We start from the raw sequence: 18,327 nt of genomic DNA, 5'->3' as shown, positions 1-18,327 counted from the left end.
AATCATCGCGTCAGGTTGTATGTGTCTTGCTAAAAGGAATACTAGATGTAGTTGTCTTAAGTTTCAACCATACAAGATATGGGAAATTTAGATTGATGTTGTCCCGATGATGAGCCCAGCGGGGCATGGTAGGCTATGCGGGTTAGACAGGCGAGAAGGCAAAGAAAAGCCCCGGCAGCCACTGACCACCGGGGCAGATAACGGTGCGCGATCGGGTTATTTACGCAGGCTAAGCAGAGCGCCCACGAAGATACCGACTGCCGCTACCGTGCCGAGTGTACAGAGCGGTTTCTCGCGTACGAAGGTCGTTGCGCAGCTGACCGCATCGCAGGCAGCCTGTGTCGTACGCGTGCGGCCGTTTAAACGTGCGCGGGTTTCACTGAGCAGAGACTGAGCCTTACGCTTTGCGGCATCCGCTTCGTCCTTCGCGTCACTTCCCCAGGACTTCAGCACCTCTTCCAGCGTGTCCGCTAATTGGCTGACATCATTACGAATATCCTGAGCGTCGTCGTTAATATCGTTTCGGTTCGGTCTGTTAAACATGCGATCCTCCGTAATTTTGTGTTCCCGTTCAGTTTAGTTCAGAAATTTAATATCTGAAGCCCATCACGCGTTATCCGGCAGTTTATGGACTATTCTGAAAGCCCTGCTATTGCTGAATACTGTAAGGTTGCCGGGCAGGAAAAGATAACGAGGAAAAGATATGTATTTACGACCTGACGAGGTGGCACGCGTTCTTGAAAAAGAGGGATTCACCATGGATGAGGTGACGCCAAAAGCGTATGGATATCGCCGCGGCGAGAATTATGTTTATGTTAATCGCGAAGCAAGAATGGGACGTACCGCTCTCATTATTCACCCGACGCTGAAAGACAGAAGCCTGTCATTTGCTGAGCCTGCCTCGGATATTAAAACCTGCGATCATTATCAGCAATTTCCGCTCTATTTAGGCGGTGAACGGCATGAGCATTATGGTATTCCGCACGGTTTCAGTTCGCGTATGGCGCTGGAGCGATTTTTGAAGGGACTGTTTGGCGACGTACAGTAAATCCGCGACTGGCGTGCGCCAGTCGCTTCACATCACGCTTTAGCCTGGCTGTACTGGCTGACCTTAAACAGGCGGCGGCAGTAGTCGAGGAAATAGCCGTAAACGGCTCCCATCAGCATCGAAATGACAATATTCGAACTCACTGCCGCAGCGATCTGGTGCCAGTCTGCACCGACTGTCAGAAGAATGGCCACGTAAACCGGCGACTGGAACGTTACATACGCCAGGACGTCTGCCAGGTTTTTCACCCAGCCTACAGGACTAATTCGACGTGCGAAACGCATTACCGCATCGCGGTATAATCCGTAAGGCCATGCAATAATAATATTGACCGGGATCGCCACCAGACGAGAAGAAAATGACTGCTCGAAGGACATTCCGGAGAGGAATATTTCGATCAGCATGTTCACGACGGAACAGTAAACAACCATCGCGAAGGTATCCGCCACCGCGTGGCGCAGGCGAGATTGCGGCGAGAACATGTCTGAACTCCTTGAGAAGAACACAAAAGAAACGATTTCCCTTCGGCGCATAGTGCTTTAGGTTGGTTTGTTTGACGTGTATAGCGTATATCTCTGAGTTTGAACTAACAACTAGTGATTAATTTTTATTTAATCGCCTTTAGTCCACAAAATTCTCTAAAACTGTTCGTTTTTTGCTCCGATCGTTATAATCTCTCTCGCTTGGCTTTTTTTATATCAAAATCAAGATGTTGGTTTTATTGATGGCGCAGGCGACGAATCCGCCTCATGACAGCGGCGCAGTATGCTGTGATTTGGAGTAAAGTTGACCATTTATATTAATGCGGTGATTAGATTCCCCTGTTTCCTGGCAGCCCCGTGCGCTATTATTCGCAATGAGATTTTAATATATTTACACTGATGTCCATACGGACCCTTGGGTAGATATTTCAACTCAAATGAATTATTCTGTCGGCGATTTATCTATTTACCCCAAAGAAAAGGTTTTCAAATAATATGTCTTTGACGTTACAGAATCTTAATAATATCCGAACCCTGCGCGCCATGGCGCGTGAATTATCCCTGGACGTTCTTGAGGAAATGCTGGAAAAGGTCAGGGTCGTTACTGAAGAGAAACGGAGTGAACTCACGGAATTAGAGCAGCAGCGCGCCGAGCAGCAGGAAAAAATTAATGCCCTGCTGGAACTGATGAAAGCCGATGGTATTTCACCGACGGATCTGCTGGGCTCTGAACTGGCGCTGGCGGGTAAGCAAGCGAAAAAGCGTAAGCCACGTGAAGCAAAATATCGCTTTATTGACCAGAACGGTGAAGAAAAAACGTGGACCGGTCAGGGCCGCACGCCGAAGCCTATCGCCAGCGCGCTGGAAAACGGTAAATCACTGGATGATTTTCTAATCTAATGCGTTGACCGGGCGGAACATGCCGCCCGGTTATCTGTTCAGCAGACGCCGAAATCACCTTCTTCGGTATACGGCGCCACATCGGCGGCTTTCAGCGTATATTTCTCACCTTGCTCATTGCTGGCCTGGACCGCCACAATGCTGTCACCGTTCACTTCGAGCACTTTCAGTTTCGGGCCGCCTTTACGCGGTTGCACATAATCACCGACAGAAAACATATTACCTCCTCATCGTTTTAGCGATCTTCACATTAGCCCACGCATGACGCCGGGTACAGCGTATTTCACCGATTACTGCTTATGAGGTACGACGGTTCCATGGCATCATCTTAAGCAGCCGCGCCATGCCGCAAAAGCCCGTCACACCCGCAAACAGCAGCCCGGCACCGACAAAGCCGCTGAGCAGGAAAAAGCCGCTGGAGACGCTATAGCCCAGAACCACGCCACAGAGTATTAGCAGCCCGGCGGCAATTTGCACCTGACGCATCAGCGGCAGCGGCTGGGATTTGTCTTCGACAGTCGGCAGCCCGGCCTGCTTCCAGCCCTGAATGCCACCCTCGACCACAAATGCCTGAGCGGCAACGGCAGCCTGCGTCAGGCGATCGGCATTGCCTGAGGTACGGGCGCCGGACTGGCAGTGAAAAATCACCGTTTCGCCCGCCTGCGTTTTAAGTCCACCGGGTAAGGTAACCAGCGGCACGGACCGCGCGGCGGGAATATGCTCGCGGGCGTACTCATCGGCATCACGAATATCAATCAGTTTTGCGCCTTCAGCGATGCGGGCACTGGCCTCGCGCGGCGAAATAAGGGGAAGTGACATAGCGGCTCCTTACGGGCAATAAAGCTTTTTCAGGGTGCTGATGAGCTGATGCACCGCATCCTTTTTAATGAAATAGAGAATGCGCTGCGCGTCGCGGGTGCTGTCGATCAGACCTTCCTCACGCATGCGCGCCAGATGCTGCGACGTGGCGGAAGGACTAAGCCCCGTGGCTCGCGCCAGTTCTCCCGCGCTGGTGCCGGGCGCTCCGCACAGGGTGCAGAGGATCAGCAGCCTACGCGGGTTGCTCATCGCTTTTAAAAGTGTGGCGGCCTGCTCGGCGCTGGCCTGAAGCTGTTCGAGTTCAGTCATATTAGTTTAGTGTTTTCTTAATTAAGGTAATGCTAAACTAATCCGGTATATTAAACCAGCGTCACAAGCGTAAAAGAGGGTAAACGCGGGGCAGAAAACTGGCGCAGACAGGTAAGCTGGCTATGCTTACAAAGAGTTCTCTTTATTATTTTCAATGGATTAGCTTGCACGGAGTTTTGATATGGGTTTTTGGCGTATTGTTTTTACCATCCTGTTGCCGCCGCTGGGCGTGCTGTTAGGCAAAGGGTTTGGCTGGGCGTTTATTATCAACATTATTCTGACGCTGCTGGGCTACATCCCGGGTCTTATCCATGCCTTCTGGATTCAGAGTAAGAACTAAGCACGCCAGAGTAAGTCGCTGTAGATCCCGGTCAGCACGCCCTGGGGGCCAAACTGCTGTTTGATCCAGCGCGTGACCTGACCGGTTGCGGCATGCTGCGTGGCAAGCAGCATGCGCGAATCCTGACGCGGGTTATTGATACGCCGCGTCACCAGCAGGCCATCTTCAACCGCTTCCCGCGCCATATATTCCGGCAAAAAGCCTATCCCTTCGCCCAGGATCTGACACTGACACTTGGTGTTAAAGTCCGGCACCAGAATCGCCTCCTGCCCGTGCAGCAGCCAGCCGACCTTTTTGTTAATGGTGTGCGCGGTATCTTCCACCATGATGTTGGGATACAGGCGCAGCTGGCTTTCCGCGATCGGTTCCGGAACGAACGCCAGCGGGTGCTCCGGCGCGATGGCAAACACCCAACGAATGGCGCCGATTTCGGTGTAGTCAATTCCGCCGCCGTCGAGCAGCGTGTCCGGCGCGCCAATGGCGATATTGGCCTGGTTGTTGATGATAGAGTCCCACACGCCGTTATAGACCTCGGTGGTGACGGTGATCTGACAGGTGGGGAACTGCTTTTTCAGCACCTGCAGCAGCCGCGCGGTATGGCGCGGCGTATATAACAGCTGGTTGATACAGATGCGTACACGCGCCTCGATGCCCTGTGAAATGGTATCAATCCCGCGCTTGATGGCGTGAAAGTCGTTAAGCAGGTCGGTGGCTTTGCGGTAAAAGTAAAAGCCGGATTCGGTCAGCTCAATGCTGCGCGTGCTGCGGACGAACAGCACCACGTCCAGCCCGGTCTCCATGCGCTTAATGGTGTAACTGATGGCGGAGGTCGTTACACCCAGTTCGGCGGCGGCTTTGCTGAAGCTGCCGAAGCGTGCGGCGGTGGTAAAGGCCAGCAGGTTCTCCTCGGTAAAGATGGAATTCATATCTCACTCCCTTCAGCCATCAGTTTTGAACATATTTTAACAGCGTCGTTACAACGCATTTGAAGCCGATCACAGTTCTGGCTATTTCATCAATGCCGCGCCATACAAGGCTTTTCCAGACATAAGCATAATGCGTTTTGACGCGCTAAAAAGCGGTTAAACATAAGAAAAAGGTTGCACAGACGCACGTTTTGACCGGTTTATTGAATTTATCTCAACAATGAATTGTCTGTCGATGAATCATTTTTAAGCGGATTCTTTTATGACCAGGCTGTTGCTATTCTCAGGTCAACAGAAATAAAAACATCGGGAGTCTGAATATGTCTGCAACTGAACTGGTTACGGAATTTTTGCTGGCGGCAGAAGAGGGCAATAGCGATGCGCTAAAAGCCTGTCTGGAGAAGGGCGTGGATATTAACGCCACGAACCGCCAGAAAAGAACCGCCGTTATTATTGCCAGCCTGAAAAAACATTATGCCTGCGTGGAGTTCTTAATTGCCGCCGGGGCGGATATTGATAAACAGGATCAGACCTGCTTTAACCCTTTCCTGATTAGCTGCCTGACGAACGATTTAACTCTCCTGCGGCTGGTATTACCCGCGAACCCGGATCTCGACCGTCTGACGCGTTTTGGCGGTGTAGGCATTACGCCAGCCAGTGAAAAAGGGCACGTGGAGATCGTCCGCGAGCTGCTGGAAAAAACCGATATCAACGTTAACCACACCAATTTTGTCGGCTGGACGCCGCTGCTGGAAGCCATCGTACTCAACGACGGCGGCGCAAAGCAGCAGGCGATCGTGAAGCTGCTGCTCGAGCACGGCGCGAACCCGCATATGACCGACAAATACGGCAAAACCCCGCTCGAACTGGCGCGGGAGAAAGGCTTCACTGAGATTGCAGACCTGCTGCTAGCGGCGGGCGCGTAAGACGGTCGGTCAGCCCGTTCCGGCTGGCCGCTAATTAAATAAAGCATTTTTACCGACGTGCATTTTGCACGACGGCGGCCCCCTTTTATCCGCGAACAGGTGCAAATAATGCCAACGAAAATCGTGATTAAAAAGAACACCTATTTTGACTCCGTATCATTAATGTCCGTTTCCACTAAAGCCAATAAATTGCCGGGCGTCGAACAGGCCTTTGTCGCCATGGCAACGGAAATGAATAAGGGCGTTTTAAAAAACCTCGGGCTTTTAACGCCGGAATTAAATGAGGCGAAAAACGGTGACCTGATGATCGTCATTAAAGGCGACGCGGCGAATGAAGAAACGCTGGCCGCTATTGAAGCGCTGTTCACGCGTAAAGAGAGCGCGGGCTCCCATGAAGCGCGCTACGCGACGATTGCCAGCGCCAAAACCCATCGCCCGGACAGTAACCTCGCGGTCATTTCCGTCAACGGTACCTTCGCCGCCCGCGAAGCGCGTCAGGCGCTGGAAAACGATCTCAACGTGATGCTGTTTTCCGATAACGTGTCGCTTGACGACGAGCTGGCGCTGAAGAAGCTCGCGCACCGGAAAGGGCTGCTGATGATGGGGCCGGACTGCGGCACCGCCATCATCAACGGCGCGGGACTGTGCTTCGCCAACGCGGTGCGTCGCGGACCGATTGGTATCGTCGGCGCATCCGGCACCGGCAGCCAGGAGCTGAGCGTGCGTATTCACGAATTCGGCGGCGGCGTGTCGCAGCTGATCGGCACCGGCGGACGCGATCTCAGCGAGAAGATCGGCGGCCTGATGATGCTTGACGCCATTGAAATGCTGGAAGCCGACGAGGGTACAGAAGTGATTGCGCTGATCTCCAAGCCGCCCGCGCCAGCGGTGGCGGAGAAAGTGCTGGCCCGCGCGCGCGCCTGTCGTAAGCCCGTGATCGCGTGCTTCCTCGGTCGCAATGAACCGCCCGCCGATGAGGACGGACTTCAGTTTGCGCGCGGCACCAAAGAGGCGGCGCTGAAGGCCGTCCTGCTCACCGGCATCAAAAAAGAGTCCCTCGATCTGCACCCGCTCAACTGGCCATTAATTGAAGAGGTGCGCGCCCGCCTGACCCCGCAGCAGAAGTACATTCGTGGCCTGTTCTGCGGCGGCACCCTGTGCGATGAGGCGATGTTTGCGGCGCTTGCGAAATTCGACGACGTTTACAGCAACATCCAGCCGGATCAGGCTAAGCGCCTGAGCGACATCAGCGTCAGTAAAGCCCACACTTTCCTCGATTTTGGCGATGACGATTTCACCAACGGCAAGCCGCACCCGATGATTGACCCGACCAACCGCATCAGCCGCCTGCTGCAGGAGGCTCGCGACCCGGAAGTCGGGGTGATTGTGATGGACTTTGTGCTCGGCTTCGGCGCCCACGAGGATCCGGTCGGCGTGATGATCGACGCCATTAAAGAAGCACAGGCCATCGCGAAGGCCGATAACCGTCCGCTGGAGATCCTCGGCTACGTGCTCGGCACCGACCAGGATCCGCAGTCGCTGGCGCAGCAGTGTCAGCTGCTGACCGACGCAGGCGTCATCTGGGCCAGCAGCAGCACCAATACCGGATTACTGGCACGCGAATTTGTCTGCAAAGGGGAGAACGCATAATGACTACCTTATTTAACCAGCCGCTGAACGTCATTAACGTGGGTCTCGCGATGTTCAGCGACGATCTTAAAAAGCAGCACGTTCCCGTGACCCAGCTCGACTGGACGCCGCCGGGGCAGGGCAATATGCAGGTCGTTGAAGCGCTCGACCAGCTGGCGGAAAAACCGCTGGCGGATAAAATCGCCGCCGCCAACCAAATCGCCCTTGAGCGCATTATTCAGTCTCATCCGGTGCTGGTGGGCTATGACCAGGCGATTAACGTTGTGCCGGGGATGACCCGCACCACCATTCTGCACGCCGGTCCGCCTGTCTCCTGGGAAAACATGTGCGGCGCGATGAAGGGCGCGGTCACCGGGGCGCTGGTGTTTGAAGGGCTGGCGAAGGATCTGGACGACGCGGCGCGACTTGCCGCCTCCGGGAAGATCGCCTTCTCGCCGTGCCACGAGCACGACTGCGTGGGCTCCATGGCGGGCGTCACCTCCGCGTCGATGTTTATGCACATCGTTGAGAACAAAACCTACGGCAACCGCGCGTTCACCAACCTTAGCGAGCAGATGGCGAAGATCCTGCGCATGGGGGCCAACGACCAGAGCGTCATCGACCGACTGAACTGGATGCGCGATGTGCTCGGCCCGATGCTGCGCGACGCCATGAACATTATCGGCGAAATCGACCTGCGCCTGATGCTGGCCCAGGCGCTGCACATGGGCGACGAGTGCCACAACCGCAATAACGCGGGCACGACGCTGCTGATCCAGGCGCTGACGCCGGGGCTAATTCAGGCGGGCTATTCGGTGGAGCAGCAGCGCGAGGTGTTCGAGTTTGTTGCCAGCAGCGACTACTTCTCCGGCCCGACGTGGATGGCGATGTGTAAAGCCGCACTGGACGCCGCCCACGGCATTGAATACAGCACCGTGGTTACCACCATGGCGCGCAACGGCTACGAATTCGGCCTGCGCGTTTCGGGGCTTCCGGGGCAGTGGTTCACCGGCCCGGCGCAGCAGGTGATCGGCCCGATGTTCGCGGGCTATAAGCCGGAAGATTCCGGGCTGGACATCGGCGACAGCGCGATCACCGAAACCTACGGCATCGGCGGCTTTGCGATGGCGACGGCCCCGGCGATTGTCGCCCTGGTGGGCGGGACGGTGGAGGAAGCCATCGACTTCTCCCGCCAGATGCGCGAAATCACCCTCGGCGAAAATCCGAACGTCACCATTCCACTGCTCTCGTTTATGGGCATTCCGACCGCCATCGACATCACGAAGGTCGCTGGCAGCGGCATTCTGCCGGTCATCAATACCGCCATTGCGCACAAAGACGCGGGCATCGGCATGATTGGGGCGGGCATCGTTCACCCGCCGTTTAGCTGTTTTGAAAAGGCGCTGTTGACCTTCCGCGATCGCTACTTTTTATAAGGCATGCATCCATGAAAAACATGAAGCTGGAGTGGAAAAGAGGTGACTGGGCGGCTTATTTCGGGTTGATGACCAACAACCTGACCAATTTGCTGACCATGATGGGGTTGCTCATTTTTGTCGTCGGCATCCCGAAGGAGATTGTTTATGGACGCATCGCGCCGGCCTTCGGGCTGGCGGTGCTGGCCGCGAGTATCTGCTACGCGTGGTTCGGCATGCAGATGGCGCGCCAGACCGGGCGCACGGACGTCACCGCGCTGCCGTCCGGCCCCAGCGCGCCGTCAATTTTTACCGTGACCTTCCTGGTGCTGATGCCGGTCTATCAGCAGACCGGTGATGCGGAGTTCGCTATTCAGATTGGCCTGGTCTGGTGCTTCGTTGAGGCGATGATTCTTGCGGGCGGTTCATTCCTGGGCGAAACCATCCGCAAGATGATCCCGCGCACCGTGCTGCTGTCATGCCTCTCCGGTTTAGGACTGCTGCTGCTGGCGATGAACCCGATGCTGCAGGCGTTTGAAGCGCCGACCGTATCGTTCATTGTCCTGCTGCTGATCTTCATCAACTGGTTCGGCAAAAAGCCGATTTTCGCCAGAATCCCTACCGGCCTGCTGTTGCTGATAGCCGGTACCGCACTGGCGTGGATCTCCGGCCTGCAGAGCCCGGAAGCGATTAAAGCGTCCATGTCATCCTTCGGCTTTAACCCGCCGCAGGTGCATGTGGAGGGCTTCCTGCAGGGGCTGCCGCACGCGCTGCCGTATCTTGCCTCTGCCGTACCGCTGGGTCTGGCGAACTACATCTTTGACCTGGAGAACATCGAAAGCGCCCACGCGGCGGGAGATGAATACCCGACGCGTAAAGTCATGCTGGCGAACGGTCTGGCCTCCATGCTCGGCTGCCTGATGGGGAACCCGTTCCCGGTGACGGTTTACGTCGGCCATCCCGGCTGGAAAGCGATGGGGGCCAGCATCGGCTACACGCTGGCCTCCGGCGTGACCATGTTCATCGTGCCGCTGTTCGGGCTGGGGGCGTTTATGCTCGCCATCATTCCGATGACCGCCATCGTGCCGATTCTGGTGTTTATCGGCGTGGTCACCGCCAACCAGGTGGTGAGGGAAACGCCGAAGGTGGAAGTGCCGGTGATCTTCATCTGCCTGTTCCCGTGGATCGCCAACTGGGCGCTGACCATGATGAACAGCGTGATGGGAGCGGCGGGCACGAATGCCGCCAAAATCGGTACCGACGTGCTGCACAGCAAAGGGATCTACTACGAAGGATTAGTCCATCTGGGGAACGGGGCACCGCTCGCCAGCATGCTGTGGGGCTGTATCGCCATTTTTGCCATCATCAACAAACCGCTGCGCGGTGCCGTGGCTGCGGCGGGCGGGGCGCTGCTGGCGCTGTTCGGGGTGATCCACGCCCCGGTGGTGGGCTTTGCCGAAGGCAGTTCGCTGATGTTCGTCACCGCGTATCTGATGATGGGCGGCATGTTTGTGGTGAAGCATTTTCTCGACAGCCGGGAAGTTGCGAGCGCTGCGTCGGGTAATGTTGCGAAGGAACACGTATGAAAGAGCTTATGGTCGTTGCCATCGGCGGCAACAGCATTATCAAAGACAACGCCAGCCAGTCGGTTGAACATCAGGCGCAGGCGGTGAAAGCGGTGGCAGAGTCGGTGCTGGAAATGCTGGCCTCCGACTATGACATCGTGCTCACCCACGGCAACGGCCCTCAGGTGGGGCTGGATCTGCGCCGTGCCGAAATCGCCCACGAGCGGGAGGGGCTTCCCCTCACGCCGCTGGCAAACTGCGTGGCGGACACCCAGGGCGGCATTGGCTACCTGATCCAGCAGGCGCTGAACAACCGCCTTGCCGCGCGCGGCGAGCAAAAGGCGGTCACGGTCGTCACGCAGGTGGAAGTGGATAAAAACGATCCCGGCTTTGCGCACCCCACGAAGCCGATCGGCGCGTTCTTCAGCGAGGCGCAGCGCGACGAGCTGCAGCGCGCGCACCCGGACTGGCACTTTGTTGAGGATTCGGGCCGGGGATATCGTCGCGTGGTGGCCTCGCCCCAGCCGCTGCGCATCGTCGAGGCGGATGCGATTAAGGCGCTAACGCAGAAAGGTTTTGTGGTCATCGGCGCGGGCGGCGGCGGTATTCCCGTGGTGCGCACTGAGCAGGGCGATTACCAGAGCGTCGACGCGGTGATCGATAAAGATCTCTCCACCGCGCTGCTGGCCCGTGAGATTTGCGCCGACGTGCTGGTGATAACTACCGGCGTGGAAAAGGTGTGCATCAACTTCGGCAAGCCAAATCAGCAGGCGCTGGAGACCGTCGACGTAGCAGAGATGACGCGCTACATGGACGAAGGCCACTTCCCGGCGGGCAGCATGCTGCCCAAAATCGTCGCCTCGCTGGCGTTTTTACACCACGGCGGCAAGCGCGTGATTATCACCTCGCCGGACTGCCTGCCCGCCGCGCTGCGCGGGGAAACCGGTACCCATATTATTAATGAAGGAAGATAAGATGAGTGAAAATAAAAGCCGCCGTGAATTCATCAGCCAGAGCGGCAAAATGGTGACCGCCTGCGCGCTGTTTGGCGCGACCGGATCCGTCGCGTATGCTGCCGACTCCGCAAAGCCAACCTGCGAGACGGGTAAACCGATGACGATCACCGCGAAACATTACTATCTGGACAACGTGCTGCTCGAAGCCGGGTTTAATTTCGACGGCAGCGTGGCGACGAGCACCCGCACCGAGCTGAAAACGCTTGAGATTCAAGACGGGAAGATCGTCGCCCTGCGCGATAACAAGCGCCACGCCGACGCCACGCTGCCGCACTACGACGCGGGCAACAAGCTGATGCTTCCGCCGATGCGCGACATGCACATTCACCTGGATAAAACCTTTTACGGTGGCCCGTGGCGTTCCCTCAACCGCCCGGCAGGTACCACCATTCAGGATATGATCCGCCTGGAACAGAAGCTGCTGCCGGAGCTTCAGCCCTACACCCAGGAGCGTGCGGAAAAGCTGATCGATCTGATCCAGTCGAAAGGCTCCACCATCGCCCGCAGCCATTGCAATATCGAGCCGACCTCCGGCCTGAAGAATCTCGAAAACCTGCAGGCGGTCCTGGCGCGCCGTAAGCCCGGCTTTGACTGTGAAATCGTCGCCTTCCCACAGCACGGGCTGCTGCTGTCCCATTCCGAAAAGCTGATGCGCGAGGCGATGCAGGCCGGGGCGCACTACGTGGGCGGGCTGGATCCAACCAACGTTGACGGCGCGATGGAGAAATCTCTCGACCTGATGTTCCAGATTGCGCTGGACTACGACAAAGGAGTGGATATTCATCTGCACGAGACCAGCCCGGCGGGCGTGGCGGCGGTGAACTACATGATCGAAACCGTGGAGAAAACGCCGGAGCTGAAGGGGAAGCTGACCATCAGCCACGCCTTTGCGCTGGCGACGCTTAACGAAAAGCAGGTGGATGAGATCGCCACCCGCATGGCGGCGCAGCAGGTGACCATCGCCTCCACCGTGCCGATTGGCACCCTGCATATGCCGCTGAAGCAGCTGCGGGACAAGGGCGTGTTTGTGATGACGGGAACCGACAGCGTGATCGACCACTGGTCGCCGTACGGTCTGGGGGACATGCTGGAAAAAGCGAATCTCTACGCCCAGCTCTACATCCGCCCGAACGAGCAGACGCTCTCCCGCGCATTAGGTATCGCGACCGGCGACGTGCTGCCGCTGAACGACAAAGGCGAGCGCGTGTGGCCGAAAGCGCAGGATGACGCCAGCTTTGTGCTGGTGGACGCCTCCTGTTCCGCCGAAGCCGTGGCGCGCATCTCTCCGCGTACCGCAACGTTCCACAAGGGCAACCTCGTCTGGGGCGTTGTGGGTTGATGTGCATTTCTCCCTCTCCCTGTGGGAGAGGGGGGATGGCATCAGGCCGCACTTCTGTAGGCCGGGTAAGCGCAGCTTCCACGCCCGATGCTGGTGCCGATCGCCGCGCGCACGGCTCAGTAGCCGACCTTGTATACCCGCCCGCTCTGCACGCCTTCCACGCTGCGGCGATAGGCTTGCGCCACCGTCGCGGCAGGCACGCTTTCGAAGCCCGGGAAGAAGCCATCGTACGTTTCGACGGATTCGGTGAGAACCGTCGGGCTAATCAGGTTGATGCGGATCCCGCGCGGCAATTCGCAGGCTGCGGCGCGAACAAACCCTTCCAGCGCCGCATTCACCGTGGTGGCATTTACGCCCTGCGCAATCGGCTCGTGCGCCACAATTCCGCTTATCAGCGTAATCGAGCCGCCTTCGTTCAGGTAGTGCTGGCCGGTCAGCGCCAGGCGCACCTGTCCTAGCAGCTTATCCTGTAGCCCCTGGTTAAAGTCGCTATCTTTCATGGTCGCGAGCGGGCCAAAGTAGAGGCCACCGCTGGCGGACACAATGGCATCCACCGGACCGATTTTCTCGAACAGCGCCTGAACGCTCGCCTGAGAGGTGATATCTACCTGCTCGTCGCCCTGCGTGCGGCCGACGCGGATGACCTCGTGGCGACGACTCAGCTCTTCCGTTACCGCACGACCAACCGTACCGCTGGCACCAATAATGACGATTTTCATAGCCGACTCCTTCTGTTGTGAGCCTTCATTCTTTAATAAATTAAAATACGGATAAACTGGGCTAAAGTTAGAAGATTGCTAACCAGAGGTTTGGAATATGGATAAGCTTCGCAGCATGGAGACCTTTATTGCGGTGGTTGAAAGCGGCAGCTTCACCGGCGCGGCAGCACGGCTCGAGATGTCGGCGGTGATGGTGGGGAAGTACGTTGCGCTGCTGGAATCCCAGCTTGGCACCCGCCTGCTGGAGCGTAACACGCGGCGCCAGAGCCTGACCGACGCCGGACGGGTCTATTTCGACGAGGCGAAGCGGGTGCTGGAGCAGGTCGCGATCGCCGAAAGCGCCGTGGAACGCCTGCGCGCCGCACCGTCAGGCACCCTGCGCGTGACGGCGCCCACCTCGTTTGGCGGCAGCGCGATCGCGCCGCTTACGGCCTCCTTTTTGCAGCGCTACCCGGAAGTGCGCATCGAGCTGGATCTCACCAACCGGATGGTGGATCTGGTGGAGGAGGGTATCGATCTGGCCATTCGTATTGGCGACATTCACAACGACGATCTGGTGGCGAAATACCTCTGCCCTTACCGGATGGTGATCTGCGCCGCGCCGGACTACCTGGCACGCTACGGTACGCCGCAAACCCCTGCCGATCTGGTGGATCATCTCTGCCTGTCCCACAGCGTGTGGACCGCGCGCAACGAGTGGCGGCTGCCTGGCGTCGAGGGCGAGGTGCGCTGGAAGCGGGATGCGGTCTTAAAATGTAATGACGGCTACGGGCTCCGGATGGCCGCGAGAGCCGGAGCGGGACTGCTGCTGCAGCCGGAGGTGCTGGTGGCGGAAGATCTGGAAAGCGGCAGGCTGGTTCGGGTGCTGGAAGAGTATATTCCGGCGCCGAGACCCGTGCATTTATTGTGGCGTCAGGATTTACGTCAACTGCCTAAGCTTACGGAATTTATCGCCCATATTCTGCTAAGATTGGGCACACTATAAAAAAAGAAGGTAAGCAAAGAATGTCTGTGAGTAAACTCGCCAGCAGCGCGCAGGGCCTGCAATCATCTGCCATCCGTGAATTATTAAAACATAGCAAAATGGCCGGCGTCATTTCGCTCGGTGGGGGGATTCCGAATCCGGCCTTGTTCGATCACGAAGGCCTGAAAATTGCCGCTGATGCCGTGTTATCTCAGCATTTTGGCGAGGCATTCCAGTACGGCCTGACCGAAGGCGTGCCGGGACTGCGGGAAGAGATTCAGCGTATTTGCGAGGGGCGAGGCATTCGCTGTAAGGCGGATGACGTGGTCGTGACCTCTGGTTCACAGCAGTCCCTCGACGTGCTGGCGCGTGCTTTGATTAATCCGGGCGATATTGTCGTCGTCGAGCGTCCAACCTATCTTGCTGCGCTGCAGGTATTCGGCCTGGCGCAGGCGAATTTTGAATCCGTCGGCACCGACGGTGACGGCATGAAGGTCGACGAGCTCGAAGTGCTGGTGGCAAATAAAACTATCAAAGCGGTCTATATTGTCCCGACGTTTGGCAACCCGGGCGGCGTGACGCTTTCTGAGGCGCGTCGTAAACAGCTGGTGGAACTCTCGAAGCGCTATGACTTCGTGATCATCGAAGACGATCCGTATAGCGAAATTAACTATACCGATGAAGTCTTCCGCCCGTTAATTGCTCATGCCAAAGATATCGGCAACGAAGAGAACGTGGTGTATACCTCTACCTTCTCTAAAATCCTCGCGCCGGGCACTCGCGTGGGCTGGGTGGTGGTACCGGAATGGCTGAAGCGCGCGGTGGTGAACCTGAAGCAAACCACCGATCTGCACACCAGCACGCTGTCGCAGCTGATGACGTATGAGTATCTGAAGACCGGCCGTCTGGCCGATCAGATTAAAACGATCCGCGAAGCCTATCGCCAGAAATTCCAGACGTTCGCAACAGAGCTGGAGGCTGAGCTTGGCGACGTGATGTCTTTCCACAAGCCGAAGGGCGGCATGTTCCTGTGGGCGAATATGAAAAATGGTAGTAATACCACCCGCTGGCTGGAAAAAACGTTAAGTAACGGCGTAGTATTTGTGCCGGGCGAATTTTTCTACTGCAATGAGCCGGACCATTCAACGCTGCGCATGTCATTCGTCACCCCAACGGATGAAGAGCTGATAGAAGCGGTTCGACGCCTGAAAAAATCGCTGTAAAAGACCTGCGCATAACGGTGGTTTTGCCGTTATGCGCAATACGCGTTCAGGGCGGCACGGGCCGCAATCGTCCATGGAGAACTCCATGTTTGAATTTCTGATCGGTGTTGTGACGCACACGCCCGTCTGGGTGTGGGTGCTGTTTATCTTCCTTATCTCCCGCGGCCTTAAAGCCCGACGGCCCGCCACCGTGACGCTGGAGCGGCTTGCCATTATTCCGGGCATCTTTCTTATCTGGGATATTTACGATCTGATAGTCTATCGCACGCTGACTCCCGGGACTGTTGCATTGTGGACGGCGGGGATCCTTGCCGGTGCCGCGCTGGGGTATGTTCTGATTAAGCAGGCGGTTATCACCCGCGCAGAGGCGCCGAGAAGCATTTACCGCCAGGCGGACTACACCGCGCTGCCGTTTATGATGCTGGCGTTCGGGGTGAAGTATGTGCTGGGCGTGATGAGCGCGGTCTCTCCCCAGACGATGCAGCAGCCCGCCATGAGCGCGCTGGCGATCGTCTCCGGCGGCGTGTTTGCCGGTGTGTTTATTGGGAAATTTGCGCGTTATATTGGCGTGTATAACAGCGCCGCACCTCGTCCGGCGGAGTAAGATCTCCGCGCCTGTTCGGGTCAGGCTACATCCGGTTGGCCAGATTTTCGCTTAGCCATGACGTCCGCAACGGTCTTTATACGGCTTAGTTCCTCCTGCGTCCTGGCGTTAGATTGCGCTTCCCAGATATCGACGTTCAGCTGTAAGTTCAGCCAGAATTCAATCGTGGTATCAAAGGCTTTTGCCAGCTTGATCGCCATATCGGCAGTAAGCTTGCGATTGTTATTGACCAGCGCGCTGATGGTGTTGCGATGAACATTGAGCATCTCCGCCAGATCGCTGATTTTCAGATTGAGCGGTTCAAGATACTCATACTGCAACACGTCGCCCGGCGTGGTGGGTTTGCGGAGTGCCTGTTGAAGTGTCATAGATGATGCCTCACTTGTGTTGCGTGTACTTGTGTGGAGAGAGGTACAGATCTTCTGCTTTACCCTCTGTCCAGCAAAATACGAGCCTGTATTGCCTGTTTACCCGGATGGAGGAATAGCCCTTCAGCGGAGGATTCAATGCTTCATACATATTGCCCGGTGGCGATCGCAAATCCCTGTGCGAGGTTGCTGCCCTGATGATATCGAGCTTTCTCGCAAGCGCTGTTTCCAGATTTGAAGGGATAACATTGCTCGATCTGCCGTAAAGAAAAAAATCCTCAAGCCATTGATCCCGAAAATAACTAATCATAATGCTGGCGAGCTCCAGTCCGTGAAGCTGAATGAATAGTAATGCACTCCTGCACTGTGCGCAAGTGCGTTTTGTCTGCGGTTAATATTACCTGGGCGATGGCTGAAGGGAAGTGGGATGCATGACTAAAGATTAATCCTCCGAGGCAGGTTCCAGTTCTGGCGTGCGGTTTAATGCCCGGCGGCGCTGCGCTTGCAAGGGCCTGGGGGGATGTAGGCCGGGTAAGGCGCAGCCGCCACCCGGCGATTGGCTATCGCTCCCTTAGCGCCTCTTTCGCCCGGTTGAACGGTTTAATCAGATAATCCAGCACCGTTTTCTCTCCGGTCTTAATGTCCACCGTCGCAATCATCCCCGGTACAATCGAGAAGTGCCTGCCCGCCTTATTGACCAGGTAATCCTGACTGGTGCGGATAAACACCCTGTAATAGAACACCTCCGGCTTGGCCTCATCCTGAATGGTATCCGGAGAAATCGTCTCAACGACCCCGTGCAGGCCGCCGTAAATGGCGTAATCGTAGGCGGTGATTTTGACCAGCGCCTCCTGGTTCGGGTGGATAAAGGCGATATCGCGCGGCGACAGGCGAGTTTCGATCAGCAGGTGATCGTCCACCGGCACAATCTCCATCAGCTCGCCGTTGGGCGGGATCACCCCGCCGATGGTGGTCACCTTGATATTTTTCACGATCCCGCGCACCGGGGATTTTACCGTCAGACGGGTGACGGAATCCTGGCGGCCCTTGAGGATGGCTGAAACCATATCCACCTCAGCGTTGGCTTTGGATAACGCCTCGCGCGCCTGGACGTAATACTGCGAACGCACGTCGGTGAGCTTCAGCTCCAGATCGCTTTTCTGCCGCTGCAGGCGCAGCACCTCCACGTGGCTGGCGGCCCCGGTTTTCACCAGCCGCTGGGTAATGGCCAGCTCTTTATTGGCGAGATCTAACGCGGCGCGAAGCTCCCGCTGGGTATCCTCCAGCTGCGCGCGGCGCGAGTTGTACAGCCGCGTTTCGTCGGCAATCAGATCCGGCCATTTCGCCAGCGAAGGCGGGAATTTCAGCGGCAGATCGTTCACCTCGGCGTACAGGCGGGCGCTGGAGGCCAGTGAGGCCCGGTAGCGCGCCGCGCTTTCGCCGACGTTCGACTCAGAACGCGTCGGGTCAAGCCGCGCCAGCACCTGTCCGGCCTGCACCTGATCGCCTTCGTGGACGTTCAGTTCGGTGAGGATCCCGCCGTCGAGAGACTGTAAGACCTGCTCGCGCGAGCTGGGGATTACTTTACCCGAACCGGTTGACACCTCATCCAGCACGCCAAACCACGCCCAGACGCCCAGCACCACAAACATCAGCAGCGAGAAGATCACGATCCGGCGCGCGCCGGTGTAGCCGCTTTCGGAGTCGAGGGCGTTATCCAGATCGTCCATTGCCG

At 57.1% G+C, this 18,327-nt stretch carries 22 protein-coding genes; 12 read left to right on the top strand and 10 right to left on the bottom strand.

Annotated features, from left to right (window positions below; translation table 11 throughout):
• Positions 1–216: 216 nt before the first annotated feature.
• Positions 217–543, bottom strand: coding sequence for a DUF883 domain-containing protein (locus PUP35_RS17015; protein WP_274240655.1), 327 nt, complete (start codon positions 541–543; stop codon positions 217–219).
• Between the two features lie 160 nt (positions 544–703).
• Here PUP35_RS17015 and PUP35_RS17010 point away from each other — a divergent pair, with 160 nt between their 5' ends.
• The gene (locus PUP35_RS17010; RefSeq protein ID WP_023308923.1) at positions 704–1,048 is read left to right on the top strand and encodes a DUF2002 family protein; all 345 of its coding nucleotides are present in this window, start codon (positions 704–706) and stop codon (positions 1,046–1,048) included.
• A 32-nt stretch (positions 1,049–1,080) separates the two neighbouring features.
• Here PUP35_RS17010 and alaE read toward each other — a convergent pair whose 3' ends face one another.
• Positions 1,081–1,530, bottom strand: coding sequence for an L-alanine exporter AlaE (gene alaE / locus PUP35_RS17005; protein ID WP_274240654.1), 450 nt, complete (start codon positions 1,528–1,530; stop codon positions 1,081–1,083).
• 495 nt (positions 1,531–2,025) lie between these two features.
• Here alaE and stpA point away from each other — a divergent pair, with 495 nt between their 5' ends.
• Positions 2,026–2,430 (top strand): DNA-binding protein StpA, encoded by a 405-nt coding sequence (gene stpA / locus PUP35_RS17000; protein WP_127732086.1) that lies wholly within the window; start codon positions 2,026–2,028, stop codon positions 2,428–2,430.
• 38 nt (positions 2,431–2,468) lie between these two features.
• On the opposite strand, the gene PUP35_RS16995 is transcribed toward stpA, so the two are convergent.
• From PUP35_RS16995 to PUP35_RS16985, 3 genes are all read right to left on the bottom strand, one after another.
• Positions 2,469–2,648 carry a hypothetical protein gene (locus PUP35_RS16995; RefSeq protein WP_023308920.1) on the bottom strand — a complete coding sequence of 60 codons (180 nt, stop codon included), beginning with the start codon at positions 2,646–2,648 and terminating at the stop codon, positions 2,469–2,471.
• A 79-nt stretch (positions 2,649–2,727) separates the two neighbouring features.
• Entirely contained in the window at positions 2,728–3,249 is a 522-nt protein-coding gene (locus PUP35_RS16990; RefSeq protein WP_274240653.1) for a rhodanese family protein, read from the bottom strand.
• Between the two features lie 9 nt (positions 3,250–3,258).
• Positions 3,259–3,558, bottom strand: coding sequence for an ArsR/SmtB family transcription factor (locus PUP35_RS16985; RefSeq protein WP_111965890.1), 300 nt, complete (start codon positions 3,556–3,558; stop codon positions 3,259–3,261).
• Positions 3,559–3,739: 181 nt separating this feature from the next.
• Here PUP35_RS16985 and PUP35_RS16980 point away from each other — a divergent pair, with 181 nt between their 5' ends.
• Complete coding sequence (locus PUP35_RS16980) at positions 3,740–3,898, top strand: YqaE/Pmp3 family membrane protein (RefSeq protein WP_115876117.1); 159 nt, start codon at positions 3,740–3,742, stop codon at positions 3,896–3,898.
• Here the strand turns inward: PUP35_RS16980 and PUP35_RS16975 are convergent.
• Positions 3,895–4,824: a LysR substrate-binding domain-containing protein gene (locus PUP35_RS16975; RefSeq protein ID WP_115876116.1), complete on the bottom strand. Its 930-nt coding sequence runs from the start codon at positions 4,822–4,824 to the stop codon at positions 3,895–3,897. The two genes, PUP35_RS16980 and PUP35_RS16975, sit on opposite strands and share 4 nt — an antisense overlap.
• 320 nt (positions 4,825–5,144) lie before the next feature.
• Between PUP35_RS16975 and PUP35_RS16970 the strand changes: the two genes are divergently transcribed.
• From PUP35_RS16970 to PUP35_RS16945, 6 genes are all read left to right on the top strand, one after another.
• On the top strand, positions 5,145–5,750 hold the full coding sequence (locus tag PUP35_RS16970) for an ankyrin repeat domain-containing protein (RefSeq protein ID WP_133295010.1): 606 nt from the start codon (positions 5,145–5,147) through the stop codon (positions 5,748–5,750).
• Between the two features lie 108 nt (positions 5,751–5,858).
• Entirely contained in the window at positions 5,859–7,400 is a 1,542-nt protein-coding gene (fdrA, locus tag PUP35_RS16965; RefSeq protein ID WP_274240652.1) for an acyl-CoA synthetase FdrA, read from the top strand.
• On the top strand, positions 7,400–8,815 hold the full coding sequence (locus PUP35_RS16960; protein ID WP_274240651.1) for a DUF1116 domain-containing protein: 1,416 nt from the start codon (positions 7,400–7,402) through the stop codon (positions 8,813–8,815). Before fdrA ends, PUP35_RS16960 begins: the two co-directional genes overlap by 1 nt.
• 11 nt (positions 8,816–8,826) lie before the next feature.
• Positions 8,827–10,380 (top strand): xanthine permease, encoded by a 1,554-nt coding sequence (locus tag PUP35_RS16955; protein ID WP_115876113.1) that lies wholly within the window; start codon positions 8,827–8,829, stop codon positions 10,378–10,380.
• Positions 10,377–11,333 (top strand): carbamate kinase family protein, encoded by a 957-nt coding sequence (locus PUP35_RS16950; protein ID WP_271369190.1) that lies wholly within the window; start codon positions 10,377–10,379, stop codon positions 11,331–11,333. The genes PUP35_RS16955 and PUP35_RS16950 overlap by 4 nt, the downstream gene beginning before the upstream one ends.
• Before the next feature lies 1 nt (position 11,334).
• On the top strand, positions 11,335–12,714 hold the full coding sequence (locus PUP35_RS16945; RefSeq protein WP_274240650.1) for an amidohydrolase family protein: 1,380 nt from the start codon (positions 11,335–11,337) through the stop codon (positions 12,712–12,714).
• A gap of 116 nt (positions 12,715–12,830) precedes the next feature.
• Here PUP35_RS16945 and PUP35_RS16940 read toward each other — a convergent pair whose 3' ends face one another.
• A complete protein-coding gene (locus tag PUP35_RS16940) occupies positions 12,831–13,433 on the bottom strand; it encodes a short chain dehydrogenase (protein WP_023308908.1) in 603 nt (200 codons plus the stop codon).
• A 97-nt stretch (positions 13,434–13,530) separates the two neighbouring features.
• On the opposite strand from PUP35_RS16940, the gene PUP35_RS16935 reads away from it, so the two are divergent.
• The 3 genes from PUP35_RS16935 to PUP35_RS16925 all read left to right on the top strand — a co-directional run bounded on the left by PUP35_RS16935 (position 13,531) and on the right by PUP35_RS16925 (position 16,224).
• Positions 13,531–14,418: a LysR family transcriptional regulator gene (locus PUP35_RS16935; protein WP_115876110.1), complete on the top strand. Its 888-nt coding sequence runs from the start codon at positions 13,531–13,533 to the stop codon at positions 14,416–14,418.
• A gap of 20 nt (positions 14,419–14,438) precedes the next feature.
• The gene (locus PUP35_RS16930; protein WP_274240649.1) at positions 14,439–15,620 is read left to right on the top strand and encodes an aminotransferase-like domain-containing protein; all 1,182 of its coding nucleotides are present in this window, start codon (positions 14,439–14,441) and stop codon (positions 15,618–15,620) included.
• 85 nt (positions 15,621–15,705) lie between these two features.
• Positions 15,706–16,224 carry a DUF6622 family protein gene (locus PUP35_RS16925; RefSeq protein ID WP_133295004.1) on the top strand — a complete coding sequence of 173 codons (519 nt, stop codon included), beginning with the start codon at positions 15,706–15,708 and terminating at the stop codon, positions 16,222–16,224.
• A gap of 20 nt (positions 16,225–16,244) precedes the next feature.
• Here PUP35_RS16925 and PUP35_RS16920 read toward each other — a convergent pair whose 3' ends face one another.
• The 3 genes from PUP35_RS16920 to PUP35_RS16910 all read right to left on the bottom strand — a co-directional run bounded on the left by PUP35_RS16920 (position 16,245) and on the right by PUP35_RS16910 (position 18,322).
• Positions 16,245–16,592 carry a HigA family addiction module antitoxin gene (locus PUP35_RS16920; protein ID WP_063408808.1) on the bottom strand — a complete coding sequence of 116 codons (348 nt, stop codon included), beginning with the start codon at positions 16,590–16,592 and terminating at the stop codon, positions 16,245–16,247.
• A gap of 10 nt (positions 16,593–16,602) precedes the next feature.
• Positions 16,603–16,902, bottom strand: a complete 300-nt coding sequence (locus PUP35_RS16915; RefSeq protein ID WP_111965881.1) for a type II toxin-antitoxin system RelE/ParE family toxin — start codon at positions 16,900–16,902, stop codon at positions 16,603–16,605.
• 250 nt (positions 16,903–17,152) lie between these two features.
• Positions 17,153–18,322 carry an HlyD family efflux transporter periplasmic adaptor subunit gene (locus PUP35_RS16910; RefSeq protein WP_086374946.1) on the bottom strand — a complete coding sequence of 390 codons (1,170 nt, stop codon included), beginning with the start codon at positions 18,320–18,322 and terminating at the stop codon, positions 17,153–17,155.
• Between the last annotated feature and the right edge of the window lie 5 nt (positions 18,323–18,327).

The sequence above is a fragment of the Enterobacter sp. S-33 genome, from assembly GCF_028735835.1.
Lineage (GTDB): Bacteria > Pseudomonadota > Gammaproteobacteria > Enterobacterales > Enterobacteriaceae > Enterobacter > Enterobacter vonholyi.
Note: the sequence above shows the minus strand (reverse complement) of the source record. Positions and strands in the feature narration are given on the sequence as shown.

Bases quoted from the DNA above. Each gene is read 5' to 3' on its own strand.
- PUP35_RS16980 (WP_115876117.1), top strand. From the start codon at position 3,740: ATGGGTTTTTGGCGTATTGTTTTTACCATCCTGTTGCCGCCGCTGGGC.
- PUP35_RS16955 (WP_115876113.1), top strand. From the start codon at position 8,827: ATGAAAAACATGAAGCTGGAGTGGAAAAGAGGTGACTGGGCGGCTTAT.
- alaE (WP_274240654.1), bottom strand. From the start codon at position 1,530: ATGTTCTCGCCGCAATCTCGCCTGCGCCACGCGGTGGCGGATACCTTC.
- PUP35_RS16995 (WP_023308920.1), bottom strand. From the start codon at position 2,648: ATGTTTTCTGTCGGTGATTATGTGCAACCGCGTAAAGGCGGCCCGAAA.
- stpA (WP_127732086.1), top strand. From the start codon at position 2,026: ATGTCTTTGACGTTACAGAATCTTAATAATATCCGAACCCTGCGCGCC.
- PUP35_RS16970 (WP_133295010.1), top strand. From the start codon at position 5,145: ATGTCTGCAACTGAACTGGTTACGGAATTTTTGCTGGCGGCAGAAGAG.
- PUP35_RS16910 (WP_086374946.1), bottom strand. From the start codon at position 18,322: ATGGACGATCTGGATAACGCCCTCGACTCCGAAAGCGGCTACACCGGC.
- PUP35_RS16920 (WP_063408808.1), bottom strand. From the start codon at position 16,592: ATGACACTTCAACAGGCACTCCGCAAACCCACCACGCCGGGCGACGTG.
- PUP35_RS16935 (WP_115876110.1), top strand. From the start codon at position 13,531: ATGGATAAGCTTCGCAGCATGGAGACCTTTATTGCGGTGGTTGAAAGC.
- PUP35_RS16940 (WP_023308908.1), bottom strand. From the start codon at position 13,433: ATGAAAATCGTCATTATTGGTGCCAGCGGTACGGTTGGTCGTGCGGTA.
- PUP35_RS17015 (WP_274240655.1), bottom strand. From the start codon at position 543: ATGTTTAACAGACCGAACCGAAACGATATTAACGACGACGCTCAGGAT.
- PUP35_RS16950 (WP_271369190.1), top strand. From the start codon at position 10,377: ATGAAAGAGCTTATGGTCGTTGCCATCGGCGGCAACAGCATTATCAAA.
- fdrA (WP_274240652.1), top strand. From the start codon at position 5,859: ATGCCAACGAAAATCGTGATTAAAAAGAACACCTATTTTGACTCCGTA.
- PUP35_RS16945 (WP_274240650.1), top strand. From the start codon at position 11,335: ATGAGTGAAAATAAAAGCCGCCGTGAATTCATCAGCCAGAGCGGCAAA.
- PUP35_RS16985 (WP_111965890.1), bottom strand. From the start codon at position 3,558: ATGACTGAACTCGAACAGCTTCAGGCCAGCGCCGAGCAGGCCGCCACA.
- PUP35_RS17010 (WP_023308923.1), top strand. From the start codon at position 704: ATGTATTTACGACCTGACGAGGTGGCACGCGTTCTTGAAAAAGAGGGA.
- PUP35_RS16990 (WP_274240653.1), bottom strand. From the start codon at position 3,249: ATGTCACTTCCCCTTATTTCGCCGCGCGAGGCCAGTGCCCGCATCGCT.
- PUP35_RS16975 (WP_115876116.1), bottom strand. From the start codon at position 4,824: ATGAATTCCATCTTTACCGAGGAGAACCTGCTGGCCTTTACCACCGCC.
- PUP35_RS16930 (WP_274240649.1), top strand. From the start codon at position 14,439: ATGTCTGTGAGTAAACTCGCCAGCAGCGCGCAGGGCCTGCAATCATCT.
- PUP35_RS16915 (WP_111965881.1), bottom strand. From the start codon at position 16,902: ATGATTAGTTATTTTCGGGATCAATGGCTTGAGGATTTTTTTCTTTAC.
- PUP35_RS16960 (WP_274240651.1), top strand. From the start codon at position 7,400: ATGACTACCTTATTTAACCAGCCGCTGAACGTCATTAACGTGGGTCTC.
- PUP35_RS16925 (WP_133295004.1), top strand. From the start codon at position 15,706: ATGTTTGAATTTCTGATCGGTGTTGTGACGCACACGCCCGTCTGGGTG.